Source organism: Streptomyces sp. NPDC057307 (assembly GCF_042667665.1).
In the GTDB taxonomy this organism is placed as follows: Bacteria; Actinomycetota; Actinomycetes; order Streptomycetales; family Streptomycetaceae; genus Streptomyces.
In genome coordinates this window covers 21,965-36,855 of record NZ_JBHUZM010000075.1, presented here as the reverse complement: position 1 = coordinate 36,855, position 14,891 = coordinate 21,965, and the positions used below count along the sequence as shown (strand labels likewise).

At 71.1% G+C, this 14,891-nt stretch carries 14 protein-coding genes; 10 read left to right on the top strand and 4 right to left on the bottom strand.

Annotated elements, in window-relative coordinates; genetic code table 11:
• Window positions 1-263 precede the first annotated feature (263 nt).
• Together ACFUN8_RS23655 and ACFUN8_RS23650 are read right to left on the bottom strand one after the other, a co-directional pair.
• Window positions 264-1,088, bottom strand: coding sequence for a DUF3097 domain-containing protein (locus ACFUN8_RS23655; protein ID WP_383640987.1), 825 nt, complete (start codon window positions 1,086-1,088; stop codon window positions 264-266).
• A gap of 35 nt (window positions 1,089-1,123) precedes the next feature.
• Entirely contained in the window at window positions 1,124-1,846 is a 723-nt protein-coding gene (locus ACFUN8_RS23650; protein WP_383640984.1) for an MBL fold metallo-hydrolase, read from the bottom strand.
• Window positions 1,847-2,011: 165 nt separating this feature from the next.
• Between ACFUN8_RS23650 and hrcA the strand changes: the two genes are divergently transcribed.
• From hrcA to ACFUN8_RS23620, 6 genes are all read left to right on the top strand, one after another.
• Window positions 2,012-3,028 carry a heat-inducible transcriptional repressor HrcA gene (hrcA, locus tag ACFUN8_RS23645; RefSeq protein ID WP_383640995.1) on the top strand — a complete coding sequence of 339 codons (1,017 nt, stop codon included), beginning with the start codon at window positions 2,012-2,014 and terminating at the stop codon, window positions 3,026-3,028.
• On the top strand, window positions 3,029-4,162 hold the full coding sequence (dnaJ, locus tag ACFUN8_RS23640) for a molecular chaperone DnaJ (RefSeq protein ID WP_189108274.1): 1,134 nt from the start codon (window positions 3,029-3,031) through the stop codon (window positions 4,160-4,162). It begins immediately after the preceding gene.
• Window positions 4,163-4,264: 102 nt separating this feature from the next.
• Entirely contained in the window at window positions 4,265-5,338 is a 1,074-nt protein-coding gene (locus ACFUN8_RS23635; RefSeq protein WP_383640981.1) for a nitronate monooxygenase, read from the top strand.
• Entirely contained in the window at window positions 5,335-6,075 is a 741-nt protein-coding gene (locus tag ACFUN8_RS23630; RefSeq protein WP_383640978.1) for a 16S rRNA (uracil(1498)-N(3))-methyltransferase, read from the top strand. The genes ACFUN8_RS23635 and ACFUN8_RS23630 overlap by 4 nt, the downstream gene beginning before the upstream one ends.
• A 102-nt stretch (window positions 6,076-6,177) precedes the next feature.
• On the top strand, window positions 6,178-6,537 hold the full coding sequence (locus ACFUN8_RS23625) for a histidine triad nucleotide-binding protein (RefSeq protein WP_383640975.1): 360 nt from the start codon (window positions 6,178-6,180) through the stop codon (window positions 6,535-6,537).
• 12 nt (window positions 6,538-6,549) lie between these two features.
• Window positions 6,550-7,458 (top strand): ribonuclease Z, encoded by a 909-nt coding sequence (locus ACFUN8_RS23620; RefSeq protein WP_383640972.1) that lies wholly within the window; start codon window positions 6,550-6,552, stop codon window positions 7,456-7,458.
• Between the two features lie 50 nt (window positions 7,459-7,508).
• Here the strand turns inward: ACFUN8_RS23620 and ACFUN8_RS23615 are convergent, their stop codons facing one another.
• The gene (locus ACFUN8_RS23615) at window positions 7,509-9,044 is read right to left on the bottom strand and encodes a HEAT repeat domain-containing protein (protein WP_383640968.1); all 1,536 of its coding nucleotides are present in this window, start codon (window positions 9,042-9,044) and stop codon (window positions 7,509-7,511) included.
• Window positions 9,045-9,194: 150 nt separating this feature from the next.
• On the opposite strand from ACFUN8_RS23615, the gene ACFUN8_RS23610 reads away from it, so the two are divergent.
• Complete coding sequence (locus tag ACFUN8_RS23610; protein ID WP_383640965.1) at window positions 9,195-10,307, top strand: carbohydrate kinase family protein; 1,113 nt, start codon at window positions 9,195-9,197, stop codon at window positions 10,305-10,307.
• A gap of 154 nt (window positions 10,308-10,461) precedes the next feature.
• A complete protein-coding gene (locus ACFUN8_RS23605; protein WP_383640962.1) occupies window positions 10,462-13,179 on the top strand; it encodes a GH92 family glycosyl hydrolase in 2,718 nt (905 codons plus the stop codon).
• 39 nt (window positions 13,180-13,218) lie between these two features.
• Here ACFUN8_RS23605 and ACFUN8_RS23600 read toward each other — a convergent pair whose 3' ends face one another.
• Window positions 13,219-13,440 carry a TetR/AcrR family transcriptional regulator C-terminal ligand-binding domain-containing protein gene (locus ACFUN8_RS23600; protein WP_383640960.1) on the bottom strand — a complete coding sequence of 74 codons (222 nt, stop codon included), beginning with the start codon at window positions 13,438-13,440 and terminating at the stop codon, window positions 13,219-13,221.
• 28 nt (window positions 13,441-13,468) lie between these two features.
• On the opposite strand from ACFUN8_RS23600, the gene ACFUN8_RS23595 reads away from it, so the two are divergent.
• Both ACFUN8_RS23595 and ACFUN8_RS23590 read left to right on the top strand, forming a co-directional pair.
• Window positions 13,469-13,708, top strand: coding sequence for a hypothetical protein (locus ACFUN8_RS23595; RefSeq protein WP_383640957.1), 240 nt, complete (start codon window positions 13,469-13,471; stop codon window positions 13,706-13,708).
• A gap of 125 nt (window positions 13,709-13,833) precedes the next feature.
• Window positions 13,834-14,865 (top strand): PhoH family protein, encoded by a 1,032-nt coding sequence (locus tag ACFUN8_RS23590; protein ID WP_354604247.1) that lies wholly within the window; start codon window positions 13,834-13,836, stop codon window positions 14,863-14,865.
• The last annotated feature ends 26 nt before the right edge of the window (window positions 14,866-14,891 follow it).

Here is a 14,891-nt window from a genome sequence, read left to right as displayed (position 1 = left end):
CACCGGTACAAGCCACCCCGTGACCCCTTCCCGCGGGTTGGGAGGGGGACGCGCAGGGGTCGTGGTCGGACACTCAGGCTGACTTGTGCCGCGTGGAAATGCCGGTTCCCCCGGGTCCAACGAGCCGTGCACGCGGCGTAAGTCATGCCGTCCGGCCATGACCCCGGAGTGGCACCCGGCCACCACCGCAACCCACCCAGCCCGTCCGGCGCTTGAGGACGAAACCGGCCCGCAGGCGCGGCACCGGCACAAGACCAACCCGGTCAGTCAGACCCCGGCTCCGTCACGAAGTCGATCAGTTCCTCCACCCGCCCCAGCAACGCCGGCTCCAGGTCCCGATAGGAGTGGACCGAGGACAGGATCCGCTGCCACGCCGCACCGGTGTTTTCCGGCCAGCCCAGGGCCCGGCACACCCCCGTCTTCCAGTCCTGGCCGCGCGGCACCGTCGGCCACGCCGGGATGCCCACCGACGACGGCTTCACCGCCTCCCAGACGTCGATGTACGGGTGGCCCACGATCAGGACGTCGTCACCCGTCACCCGCTCGGCGAGGCGGGACTCCTTGGAGCCGGGAACCAGGTGGTCCACCAGGACGCCGAGGCGCGCGTCCGGTGCCGGGCCGAACTCCGCGACGATCGCCGGGAGGTCGTCGATGCCCTCCAGGTACTCCACGACCACGCCCTCGATGCGCAGGTCGTCGCCCCAGACCCGTTCGACCAGTTCCGCGTCGTGCCGCCCCTCCACGTAGATACGCCCCGCACGGGCGACCCGCGCCCGCGCGCCCGGGACAACGACCGAGCCGGAGGCCGTACGGGCGGGCCGGACCGGGCCGGCGGCGGCGGGCCGGACCAGGGTGACCACCCGGCCTTCGAGCATGAACCCCCGCTCCACCAGCGGGAACACCCGGTGCTTGCCGAAGCGGTCCTCCAGGGTGACCGTGGGGCCCTCGGCCGTCTTCTCGCAGCGGATCACCGCGCCGCAGAAGCCCGTCGACACCTCCTCGACCACCAGATCCGGTTCGGCGGGCACCTCGGGCACCGGCTTCGAACGCTTCCAGGGCGGGGTCAGATCGGGGCTGTAACTGCGCATCCGCAGACGATAACGGGGCCCGCGCCACGAGGGGGCTACGTCGTGCCGAAACGCGCGGCCAGCGCGCCCCGCTGCGCCCGTACGAACGCCGCGTCGACGGCCGCGCCGTGGCCGGGAACGTACACCGCGTCCTCCCCGCCCAGCGCCAGCAGCCGGTCCAGCGCGGCCGGCCAGCGCGCCGGGATCGCGTCGTCGCCGGCCTGCGGCTCGCCCGACTCCTCGACCAGGTCGCCGCAGAAGACGACCTCCCGGTCGCCGGGGACGAGCAGCGCCAGATCGTGCCCGGAGTGCCCCGGGCCGACATTGGCGAGAAGTACCTGTCGCCCGCCGAGGTCGAGCGTCCACTCGCCCGACACCGGGTGGTGCGGCACGACCAGCGCGTCCACCGCGGAGGCGGCCTCGGCGGCGGACACCCCGTGCCGTACGGCCGAGGCGCGCAGGCTCTCGCGGTCGCGGAGCAGCAGCTCCGCCAGGCCCACCGCGCCGTAGACCTGGGTGCCCGAGAACGCCGCCGTGCCCAGGACATGGTCGAAGTGGGGGTGGCTGAGCGCGATGTGTGTCACGCGCCGGCCGCCGCACAGTGCCTGCGCCTGCGCGCGGATCTCCGCGCCCTCACGGAGCGTCGAGCCCGTGTCGTACAGAAGGACGGCGTCCTCGCCGACGACGAGGCCGACCGTCGCATCCCAGCCAGGCAGTCTCCGCCTGCCGACTCCCGGTGCGATCCGTTCCCAGCCGTGCTCTTCCCAACGGACGTCCATACGGCGACGCTATCGGTGGGGCGGGCGCGGTGCCGCGCGGTAGCGTGACCGGTCGGCCTTGCTAGGGGCGTACCTCACGGCCGTACACTGGGCCGGGGAATGCTGGCACTCCTACGCATCGAGTGCCAGGCCGGATCCGAGGACCCAGAGCTGGAGGTGTGCGCGATGCTGAGCGAACGCAGGCTTGAGGTGTTGCGCGCCATCGTCCAGGACTATGTCGGCACCGAGGAGCCCGTCGGCTCCAAGGCGTTGACCGAGCGGCACAAGCTCGGTGTCTCCCCGGCCACCGTCCGTAACGACATGGCGGTCCTGGAGGACGAGGGCTTCATCGCCCAGCCCCACACGAGTGCGGGGCGTATTCCGACGGACAAGGGCTACCGGCTCTTCGTCGACCGGCTGGCGGGCGTCAAGCCCCTGTCGGCGCCGGAGCGCAGGGCCATCCAGAACTTTCTCGACAGCGCCGTCGACCTGGACGACGTGGTGGGCCGTACGGTGCGGCTGCTCGCGCAGCTGACCCGGCAGGTCGCGGTCGTGCAGTACCCCTCGCTGACCCGCTCGACGGTGCGGCATGTGGAACTGCTCTCGCTGGCCCCCGCGCGGCTGATGCTGGTGCTGATCACCGACACCGGCCGGGTCGAGCAGCGCATGATCGACTGTCCGGTGCCGTTCGGCGACACGTCGCTGGCGGATCTGCGGGCCCGGCTCAACGCCCGGGTCGTGGGGCGCAGGTTCTCCGATGTGCCGCTGCTGGTGCAGGAGTTGCCCGAATCCTTCGACCTGGAGGACCGGGGGACGGTGTCCACGGTCCTGGCGACGCTGCTGGAGACACTGGTCGAGGAGACCGAGGAACGGCTGATGATCGGCGGCACCGCCAATCTGACGCGCTTCGGGCACGACTTCCCCCTGACGATCCGGCCGGTGCTGGAGGCACTTGAGGAGCAGGTCGTGCTCCTCAGGCTGCTCGGCGAGGCCGAGGACTCGGGCATGACCGTACGAATCGGGCACGAGAACGCCCACGAGGGCCTCAACTCCACGTCCGTCGTCGCGGTCGGCTACGGTTCGGGCGACGAGGCAGTCGCCAAACTCGGCGTGGTCGGACCGACCCGCATGGACTACCCCGGAACGATGGGAGCGGTACGCGCAGTGGCACGTTACGTCGGACAGATCCTGGCGGAGTCGTAAGTGGCCACGGACTACTACGCCGTACTCGGCGTACGCCGCGACGCATCACAGGACGAGATCAAGAAGGCATTCCGCAGGCTCGCCCGCGAGCTGCACCCGGATGTCAATCCCGATCCCAAGACGCAGGAGCGCTTCAAGGAGATCAACGCCGCGTACGAGGTGTTGTCGGACCCGCAGAAGAAGCAGGTCTACGACCTCGGCGGCGACCCGCTCTCACAGGCGGGCGGTGGCGCGGGCGGCTTCGGGGCCGGTGGCTTCGGCAACTTCTCCGACATCATGGACGCGTTCTTCGGGACGTCGCAGCAGCGTGGCCCGAGGTCGCGCACGCGGCGCGGCCAGGACGCGATGATCCGGCTGGAGATCGACCTCAACGAGGCGGCCTTCGGCACCACCAAGGACATCCAGGTCGACACGGCGGTCGTCTGTACGACCTGCTCGGGCGAGGGCGCCGCACCCGGCACCTCCGCGCAGACCTGCGACATGTGCCGCGGTCGCGGCGAGGTCTCGCAGGTCACGCGGTCCTTCCTGGGCCAGGTCATGACGTCGCGGCCGTGCCCGCAGTGCCAGGGCTTCGGTACGGTCGTGCCGACCCCCTGCCCCGAGTGCGCGGGCGACGGCCGGATCCGGTCACGCCGTACGCTCACGGTCAAGATCCCGGCGGGCGTCGACAACGGCACCCGTATCCAGCTCTCCGGCGAGGGCGAGGTCGGGCCCGGTGGTGGTCCGGCGGGTGACCTGTACGTCGAGATCCACGAGCTGCCGCACGCGGTGTTCCAGCGGCGCGGCGACGATCTGCACTGCACGGTGACCATCCCGATGACGGCCGCCTCGCTGGGCACGCAGTGTCCGCTGGAGACACTGGACGGCGTCGAGGACATCGACGTCCGTCCGGGCACCCAGTCGGGCCAGTCGATCCCGCTCCACGGCCGTGGCATCACGCATCTGCGGGGCGGTGGCCGGGGCGACCTGATCGTCCATGTCGAGGTCATGACCCCGTCGAAACTCGACCCGGAGCAGGAGCGGTTGCTGCGAGAGCTGGCGAAGCTCAGGGGCGAGGAACGGCCCACCGGCCAGTTTCAACCGGGTCAACAGGGGCTTTTCTCAAGGCTGAAGGACGCGTTCAACGGCCGTTAGGCACGGTGTCCTCAGGCGCCGTACGGGCTGCTTTCCGGCCCGTACGGCGCCTGACGACGAACCGGCACCAATGCTCCACGGGCGACATGGCACCATGCGTGCATGTCCTCCGTGTTGACCGACATCTGCCGGTATCCGATCGTGCAGGCTCCCATGGCCGGCGGCGCGTCGTGCCCGCAGCTGGTCGCGGCCGTCGGTGAGGCCGGGGGGCTCGGCTTCCTCGCCGCCGGGTACAAGACGGCCGACGGGATGTACCAGGAGGTCAAACAGCTCCGGGGGCTCGGCGGAGCTGCGTTCGGGATCAATCTGTTCATGCCGCAGCCGCACCACGACGACCACGCCGCCGTGGAGGTGTACCGCGAACAGCTCGCCGGCGAGGCGGGCTGGTACGGGACCCCGCTCGGCGACCCCGACGCCGGTCACGACGACGGGTACGAGGCCAAACTCGCCATACTCCTCGACGATCCCGTCCCGGTCGTGTCGTTCACCTTCGGCTGCCCCACCCCCACCACCCTCGACGCCTTCACCCGCGTCGGCACCCTCACCGTCGTCACGGTGACCACGCCCGAGGAGGCCCAGACCGCCGAGTGGTCGGGCGCCGACGTCGTCTGTGTCCAGGGCGTCGAGGCCGGCGGCCACCAGGGCACGCACCGCGACGACCCCGCCACCGACGGCGCCGGTATCGGGCTGCTGTCGCTCGTCACGCAGGTACGGGACTCCGTACGGCTGCCGGTCATCGCGGCCGGCGGGCTCATGCGCGGCGCGCAGATCGCCGCCGTCCTCGCCGCGGGCGCCGACGCCGCCCAGTTGGGCACCGCCTTCCTCGTCTGCCCCGAGTCCGGCGCCCACGCCCTCCACAAACACGCCATGACCGACCCGCTGTTCACCCGCACCGAACTCACCCGCGCCTTCTCCGGCCGGCCCGCGCGCGGTCTCGTCAACCGCTTCATGCGCGAACACGGCCCCTACGCCCCGCCCGCGTACCCGGAGGTGCACCACCTCACCGCCGGACTGCGCAAGGCCGCCGCCAAGGTCGGCGACCCCCAGGGCATGGCCCTGTGGGCCGGCCAGGGCCACCGGATGGCCCGTGATCTGCCCGCCGGACAGCTCGTCGACGTCCTCGTCGACGAACTCGAAGCCGCCCGCGCCTCGTTGACCCTGGGAAACGCCTCATGACCGCACCTGTCTTCGTCGTCGACACCCCCGGTGCCCTGCGGCCCGGCACCGTCACGCTCGACGGCCCCGAGGGCCGCCACGCCGTCTCCGTAAGGAGGCTGCGCGTGGGGGAGGAGGTCGTCCTGACCGACGGCGCGGGCACCGGGGCCTACGGGACGGTCGCCGCCGTCCACGGCAAGGACCGGCTGGACGTGGCGGTCGGCGGCCTTCGTACGGAGGACGAGCCCGCGCCCCGTATCACCGTGGTCCAGGCGCTGCCCAAGGGCGACCGGGGCGAACTGTCCGTCGAGACGATGACCGAGACCGGCGTCGACGCGATCGTGCCCTGGCAGGCCGCGCGCTGCATCACGCAGTGGAAGGGCGAACGAGGCGCCAAGGCCCTGGGCAAATGGCGCGCCACCGCCCGCGAGGCGGGCAAGCAGTCCCGCAGGCTCCGCTTCCCCGAGGTCGCGGAGGCCATGTCCTCCAAAGAGGTCGCGGCGCTGCTGGCGGCGGCCGACTTCGCCGCCGTCCTGCACGAGGACGGCAGCCGACCGCTGGCCACCGCCGAACTCCCCGGCACCGGAGCCATCGTGCTCGTCGTCGGCCCCGAGGGCGGCGTCTCCCCGGACGAGCTGGCGCTGTTCGCCGACGCCGGGGCCACCCCGTACCGGCTCGGCCGCACCGTCCTGCGCACCTCCACCGCCGGCACGGCCGCCGCCGCGCTGCTGCTGGGCCGCACCGGCCGCTGGTCCTGATCGCGGGGGCCCGGCGGGCGGATAGCATGCCCTCGTACGGAAGCACGCCTCCGTACGGAAGTGACCAGGGGCGACCGGCCGACCGATGAGGAGACCCGGACCATGGCGGGAGAACGACAGGCCGACTGCCTGTTCTGCAAGATCGTCGCCGGGGAGGTGCCCGCCACCGTCGTACGCGAGACGGACACCACCGTGGCCTTCAGGGACATCAACCCGCAGGCCCCCACCCATGTGCTGGTGATCCCCAAGGTCCACTACCCGGACGCGGCCTCGCTCGCCGCCGCCGAGCCGCAGATCGCCGCCGACCTCCTGCGCGAGTCCGCCGAGGTCGCCGCCGAGGACAAGACCGCGGGCAGCGGCTACCGGATCGTCTTCAACACCGGCAGCGGCGCCGGCCAGACCGTCTTCCACGCGCACGCCCACGTCCTGGGCGGGCGCGGCCTCAACTGGCCCCCCGGGTAGGCGGCCGACACCTTGTCCGTACGAGAGCTCGTCGTCCTGGGCACCGCCAGCCAGGTCCCCACCCGGCACCGCAACCACAACGGGTATCTGCTGCGCTGGGACGGCGAGGGCATCCTCTTCGACCCAGGCGACGGCACCCAGCGCCAGATGGTGCGCGCCGGAGTCGCGGCGTACGACATCAACCGCATCTGCGTCACGCACTTCCACGGCGACCACTCCCTCGGCCTCGCCGGGGTGATCCAGCGCGTCAACCTGGACCGGGTCCCGCACGAGGTCACCGCGCACTACCCGGCGAGCGGACAGCACTTCTTCAGGAGGCTGCGGTACGCGACGGCGTACCGCGAGACCGTCGGCATCACCGAGGCGCCCGTCGACGCCGACGGCGTGCTCGCCAGGACCGCCTCGTACACCCTCCGGGCCCACAAGCTCTCGCATCCCGTCGAGTCCTACGGCTACCGGATCACCGAGCCCGACGGCCGCCGGATGCTGCCGGAACGCCTCGCCGCGCACGGCATCGAGGGGCCCGACGTGGGGCGCCTCCAGCGGGACGGCGAACTGCGCGGGGTGACGCTCGCCGACGTCAGCGAGGAGCGCAGGGGCCAGCGCTTCGCGTTCGTCATGGACACCCGGCTGTGCGACGGGGTGCACGCGCTGGCCGACGGCTGCGACCTGCTGGTCATCGAGTCCACCTTCCTCGACGAGGACGCGAAACTGGCCGCCGACCACGGCCATCTGACGGCCGGTCAGGCGGGGACGGTGGCGCGGGACGCCGGTGTACGGCATCTCGTACTGACGCACTTCTCGCAGCGCTACGGGGACCCGGCGGAGTTCGAGCGGCAGGCCAGGGCGGCCGGCTACGAGGGCGAGCTGACCGTCGCGGCCGACCTCGTACGCGTACCGCTGCCCAAGCGCTCCGGCTGATCCGCCGGGGCCCGGCCGCTTTCCCGCACGGCGGGGGCCGTCGGCCAGTCTCAGGGGCGGGCGGCCACCGGTCTCCACGCGTCGAGCACCCTGGCCGCCGCGTCACGGGTACGGCGCGAGGCGTCGTCCGTGAGCGCGGTCAGCGACTTGATCGCCCCGTCCGAGCCCGCCGGCGGGCCCCCGTGCTCCCGCAGATACTCGCCCAGGCCGTGCACGGCCTGGTAGCGGACGGCCTCCTCCGGGTCGTCCAGGTGCGCCACGAAGCGCGCCCCGTCCGCCGTGTCCGGGTCGTCCAGCAGGGACAGCGCCGCCGCGCGGACCTCGGCGTTCGCCGACCGTTCGTCCAGCAACAGCCTTATCGACGGCAGGACTTCGGGGTAGTCGGTCAGCGCGTGACCGGCTTGCCGGGCCACCTGCGGGTCGGTCAGCAGACAGTTCATCAGTGCCCGCGCCGCCCTGTCGCGGTCCCGGCGGGGCAGCCGGTGCCGGCCCAGCCGGCCCAGTCGGCCAAGGCCGTTCAGCGCCCCGGCCCGTACCCGTATGTCCTCGTCCCGCAGGAGCGGAAGGAGGAGATCGAGGTCCCGCCGGTCGCCGAGCCCACCGACGGCCCCGGCCGCCGCCGCCCGCAGGTCGGGGTGGCAGGGCCACCGCGTGAGGACGGACCTCAGCAGCCGTACGGCGGCCGAAGTGCCCATTCGGGTCAGCGCGTCCACGACGGTCGGACCCAGCTCGGGATGGTCGATCCAGCGCCGCGCCGCCGGCAGGGCGCGGTGCTCACCCAGCTCTCCCAGGGTCCCGAGCAGCGCACGCGCGACGTCCGGGTCCTGTTCGTCGTCCAGGCGCGCGAGCAGCAGATCGGCGGTTCCGCGCCTCGGGGCGCCGCCCAGTCTGCTCACCACCGCCCGGCGCACCTCCGGGGCCGGGTCGCGCAGACCCTCGATCAGTGAGTCCCACAGCCGCGGCGTGCAGCGGGCGGGCAGGATGTCCAGCGCACGGGCACGGGCCGCGCCGGCTCCGTGCCGCGCCGAGCGAAGAAGCTCCGCTCCGACGTCCTTGTCGTCCATCCGCCGCCACACCAGCATCCGCGCGTGCCCCCAGACCATGCTCTCGGGGTCTCCCAGCAGCCGCACCACCGACTCGATGTCACCGATCGTCCCCAGTCGCCTCAGTGCGACGAGCGCGTTGAGCCGCAGGTGCCGGTCCTCGTCCCGCAGCAGGCGCGCGTACGCCTCCGTGACGGCCGGGCCGGTCAGCCCGAGCCGGTCGGCGGCGAGTGAGGCCCGGCGCCGTACGCGCGGGTCGGCGTCCCGCATCAGACCGATCAGTAAGTCGCCGGTGGCGGTGGCGCTTGCGGTGTTGCCGGTGCCGACACCGTGGGCGGGCCCGCCGGGAGCGCCGAGGCGGCCGAGGCCGAGCGCGGCGGCGGCGCGGACCGAGGGATCCGGATCTCCGCCCGCCGCGACGAGCGCCGACACGTCCCCGGCCCTTCCGGTCCGGCCGAGCCCCTTGGCCGCGGCGGCCCGCCGCCACGGCTGCGGCGCCGACAACTCCCGCAGGAAAAAGGCGATTTGATGTTCGTTGCTCATGATGCCCCCTTTCAGTGTGAGACGTCCGACGGGCGCGGAGGTTGCCCTCCGTCACCGACGTGACCCGACCGCCCGGCACGCTCCTCACGCCGACTGTCAGTGCCATCGGGCACACTGTCCGGATCCGTACGCCGATCCGGGAGCGCGACCGTGACCCCACGTGAAGGAACGCCGCAGGAGCACACCGCCCATGTCGACCCCTTGGGCGCCCTGCGCGCCCCGGACGACCCGGACTGCGACGTCTACCTGACCGGCACGGTCTTCCTCGACATCATCTTCACCGGCCTCGCCAGCGCCCCCGTGCGCGGCACCGAGTCCTGGGCCAGGGGCATGGGTTCGAGCCCCGGCGGCATCGCCAACATGGCCAGCGCGCTGGCCCGTCTCGGGCTGCGTACGTCGCTCGCGGCCGCCTTCGGCGACGACCACTACGGGGAGTACTGCTGGGACGCCCTGGAGCAGGGCGAGGGCATCGACCTCTCGCGCTCCCGTACCGTCCCCGGCTGGCACTCGCCGGTCACCGTCTCCATGGCGTACGAGGGCGAGCGCACGATGGTCTCCCACGGCCACGAGGCGCCGCCGCCCGAGGGCGCCCTGCCCGAGTGCCCGCCACGCGCGCGTGCCGCCGTCGCCGCGCTCACGCCGGGCCGCAGCGACGGGTGGGTCGCCCGCGCCGCCGAGCACGGTGCGCGGGTCTTCGCCGACGTGGGGTGGGACGACACCGGCCGCTGGGACCTGGCCGGACTTCCCGACCTGGCGCACTGCGAGGCGTTCCTGCCCAACGCCGAGGAGGCGATGCGCTACACGCGTACCGACTGCCCCAGGGCCGCCGCGCGGGCGCTCGCCGAGCTGGTGCCGCTGGTGGTCGTGACCCTGGGCGCCGAGGGGGCGTACGCGGTGGACAGCGCCAGCGGCGCCACCGCCGAGGTGCCGGCCATCGGCGTGGAGGCGCTCGATCCGACGGGCGCGGGCGACGTGTTCGTGGCCGGGTTCGTCACCGGCACGCTCGCCGGCTGGCCGCTCGCCGACCGGCTCGCCTTCTCCGGACTCACGGCCGCGCTGTCGGTCCAGGAGTTCGGCGGATCGCTGTCGGCGCCCGGCTGGGCGGAGGTCGCCGCCTGGTGGAGTTACGTCCAGGAGTCGTCGGACCAGGATCCGGCGGCGCTGCGCCGATACGCCTTCCTGACGGGGCTGTTGCCGGCGCCGAGCCGGCCGTGGCCGCTGCGCAGGGCCGTGCCGACGATCGGTTTCGGGCGCTCCGGCTGATCTCGGATACCCGCGATTCGGGCGCTCCGGCCGACCTCGGGTACCCGCGCCGGCACCGTCGGTTGCCGCTGCGCGGTCTATTGACTTGCCCCACACCACCTGTAAACATCCGAGGTGTCTGATAGACAACGTTGTCAAACGGGAGGGGTCCAACATGTCCAGATTCGGCACACGCTGGCGAACGGCGGTGGGAACGGTCGCGGCGGCGGTGACGGCGGGCCTGCTGGGAGCCCCGGCCGCGAGCGCCGCACCGCCCTTGGTCTCGGACCCCACCGTCTATGTCAATCCCATGGTGGGCACGACCACTTCGGGAATGACGTTCCCCGGGGCGTCGATGCCTTTCGGCATGGTGCAGAACAGTCCCGACACCAATGTGGGAAACGCCGCGTATAACTACGACGCGACGACGCTGACGGGCTTCAGCCAGGTGCATCTCTCCGGTATCGGCTGCCCCGCGGGCAGTTGGATACGTGTGATGCCGACCGTGGGCGACGTGACCGACACCTCCCTGACGGCGAACATGTCGAAATTCAGTCATGACACCGAGGTGGCGAAGCCGGGTTACTACGGCGTCACGCTCGAAAAGAACAACATCCGCGCCGAGTTGACGTCGACCACCCGCACCGGCGTGGACCGTTTCACCTATGACAAGGGCGCGCAGGACCGCAAGCTGATCGTCAATGTGACGGACGTGTGGGGCCAGACGTTCGCCAGCGACGTCAAGGTGGTCGGTGACAAGATCCAGGGTTCCGTGACGAGTGGTTCGTTCTGCGGGCCCGACCGGCCGAGCCGCTACACCCTGCACTTCAGCATGACCCTCTCCGAGCCGATCGCCGGCGTCGCCACCTGGAACCGCGGCGAGAAGGTCCCGGTCGCCGGGCGTACGGCGGCCACCGGCGGCGCCGTGATCTCCTTCGCACCCGGCGGCAAGGCCCCGGTCGTCACCCACACCGGCGTCTCGTACACCTCGGTCGAGGGCGCGGAGAAGAACCGTGTCGCCGAACTGTCCACGGGCTCCAAGGGGTCGAAGGGCTCCGAGGGGTCGAAGGGCGCCGCGGACAAGCTGAAGTCCTTCGACACCGTGCGCGCCGACGCCCACAAGGCGTGGCAGAAGCAGCTCCGGAGCGTACGGGTCTCCAGTGACTCGAACGAGGACCTGAAGACCTTCTACACCGAGCTGTACCACAGCCTGCTGCACCCGTCGGTCGCCCAGGACGTGGACGGCACCTATCAGGGCTTCGACGGAAAGAAGCACAAGGTCGCACCGGGCGACGACTATTACCAGATGCTGTCGATGTGGGACACGTACCGTTCCCAGAATCAGCTTGTCGCGTTTCTCGAACCCAAACGCGCGACGGATATCGCCCGTTCGATCCTGGCGATCTACGAACAGGGCGGCTGGGTGCCACGCTGGTCGCTCGGTCAGGCCGAGACGAATGCCACCAGCGGTGACCCCGTCACCCCGTTCATCGTGACCCTCTACTCACGCGGCCTGCTCGACGACGAACTCTCCGAGAAGCTGTTCGCCGCGCTGTGGAAGAACGTCAACGAGGTACCGCCGCCCGCCACCAACATCAAGGCGCGTGAATTCAACCCGCAGTACATCGAGAAGGGCTACATTCCCGCCGAGCTGAGCGCGAACGAGGCCGCTTCCATCGGCCTCGAATACTCCCTCGCGGACTGCGCGCTCGGCACGATGGCCATCGGTCTGAAGAAGTACGAGGAGGCGGACCGACTCCGCCCGCGCTGCGACGAGTTCGCGCACATCTGGAATCCGGACGCCGAGTCCAAGGGCTACACCGGATTCCCGCAGGTCCGCGCGGCCGACGGCAGTTTCGTACCGACCGACGCCGTCGTGAACGGCAAGGGCTTCAAGGAAGGCACCGCCTGGCAGTACCAGTGGCTGGGCCAGCAGCACCCCGAGGCCCTGTTCGAGCTGATGGGCGGCGCCGACGAGGCCGAGAAGCGGCTCGACACGTTCTTCACCTTCCCGGCGATCGAGGACGACGTCTCGACGGCGGCGTCCAAGCACTGGGTGACCGGGCCGATCGACTACAACGGGCACTTCGAGTTCAACCCGAACAACGAGCCCGACTTCCACGCCCCCTGGATGTACGCGTGGACGGACAGCCCCTGGAAGACGTCCGCGGTCACCCGCGCCCAGCGGGCCCTCTACACCGACACGTACAACGGCGTTCCCGGCAACGACGACCTCGGTGCCAGCTCGGCGATGGCCGCGTTCGCGATGCTGGGCTTCTTCGAGGCGCAGCCCGGCTCGGGCAACTACATCTTCTCCGCGCCGATGTTCCCGAAGGCCGTCATCACGCGGCCCGACGGCACCCGGCTGACCCTGAACGCGCCGGGGGCGAAGGCGTCGACGATCCAGTACATCGACACGCTGACCGTCGCGGGCGAAAAGACCGGGCGCAGCTGGATCTCGGAGCACGACCTGCTCTCCGCCGGCACGGTGAACTTCAAGCTCACCACCGACGGCGCGAGCAGCGACTGGGGCCGCGGGGCGGATAACCAGCCGCCCGCCATGCTGGGCGCGCAGGAGGCCCCGGCCGCGACGTCCTCGGTGAAGCTCAAGGCATCGGATGACTCGCAGTGGTACGGCACCAAGGACCCGGTCAGGCTCACCGCCAAGGTGACGCTGGACCCGAAGGCCGAGCCGGCCGGGACCGTGGTCTTCCGGTCGGGCGGGCAGAAGCTGTCCACCGCGCCCGTACGGTCCGGCAAGGCGGTCTACACCCTGAGGTCGGACACCACGGTCGGCAACAGGACGTTCACGGCCGAGTACGTCCCGGCCGAGGGGGAGCGGGCGACCGGCTCCACCGGCGACCCGGTCGTGGTGAAGGTCAGGAGGCGCTAGGTCCTGTCGCCGGACAGGGCCTGGGGAGTGGCTTGTCGGTCAGTCCGGCAGCAGGTGTGAGACGAGGCCGCGCGCCCAGTCGAGGGTGAGAGGGGCGTTGGTGAAGACGGCCCGGTAGTAGAGGGGCGCGAGCACGGCGTCCGTGGTGTGTTCCAGGGCCGGGGGCTGATGCCCCCGGCCCTGTTCGCGTTCCAGGATGGCTTCGAGCTGCCGCTCGCGGTCGCCGCGGCAGGCCGCGGCGCCTACCGACCCGGCGCGCAAGGACGCCTACTTCCAGAAGATGGTCAGGGTGCGCCAGCCCGGCGGTCTGCGGGCCATCGAGGGCCTGGTGCGCTGGGACATGGACGCGGCGCTGCGCGAGACGAAGCAGCCGATCACCGTGTTCGCCATTCGTGATCTGGTGACGCGGGAGGCGATCGACCGCTACGCGGACCGCCTCGACATCGTGCTGGACGACCTCGGGAGCCACCACTTCCAGGTGGAGGCTCCCGGGGGTACGGCGAGGCTGCTGACCGGCGTCGTGGGCTGACGGGACGAACGCGCGCGGAAAAGCCCTACGGGCTTGTCAGTGCGGGGTCGTACGCTGGTACCCAGAGGTTGTCGAGCGGCGAGAACCCTGCAACGGGAGGTATGTGCAGGCCACAGTGCCGGCCCATGACTCAGACACCCACAGTTCCGACCCCCGCGCCGGGTCAGGCGCGAGCCCACTTCACCATCCCCGCCAAGCACCCGATGGTGACGATCCTGGGTTCCGGTGACTCGCTGCTGCGCGTGATCGAGAAGGCGTTCCCGGCCGCCGACATCCATGTCCGGGGCAATCAGATCAGTGCCGTGGGCGACGCGGCCGAGGTCGCTCTCATCCAGAGCCTGTTCGACGAGATGATGCTGGTGCTCCGCACCGGTCAGCCGATGACGGAGGACGCAGTGGAACGCTCGATCGCCATGCTCAGGGCGAGCGAGAACGGCGGCGCGGACGGACCCGAGACACCCGCCGAAGTTCTCACTCAGAACATCGTCTCCAGCCGTGGCCGCACGATCCGCCCCAAGACGCTCAACCAGAAGCGCTATGTGGACGCGATCGACAAGCACACGATCGTCTTCGGCATCGGACCGGCGGGTACGGGCAAGACGTATCTCGCCATGGCCAAGGCCGTGCAGGCCCTGCAGTCCAAGCAGGTCACCAGGATCATCCTGACCAGGCCCGCGGTGGAGGCGGGGGAGCGGCTCGGCTTCCTGCCCGGCACGCTGTACGAGAAGATCGACCCGTATCTGCGCCCGCTCTACGACGCGCTGCACGACATGCTCGACCCCGACTCGATCCCGCGGCTGATGGCGGCGGGCACGATCGAGGTGGCGCCCCTGGCGTACATGCGCGGCCGGACGTTGAACGACGCTTTCATCATCCTCGACGAGGCGCAGAACACCAGCTCGCAGCAGATGAAGATGTTCCTGACGAGGCTCGGCTTCGACTCGAAGATCGTCATCACGGGCGACGTGACGCAGGTCGACCTTCCCGGCGGCACGAAGAGCGGGCTGCGCCAGGTGCAGGACATCCTGCACGACGTGGAGGACGTGCACTTCTCCCGGCTCACCTCCGAGGATGTCGTACGGCACAAGCTCGTCGGCCGTATCGTCGACGCCTACGAGCAGTACGACAGCCGCAACGGCAACGAACCGCACAGCTGAGCAACTGAGCAGCGGCACGACCAGCG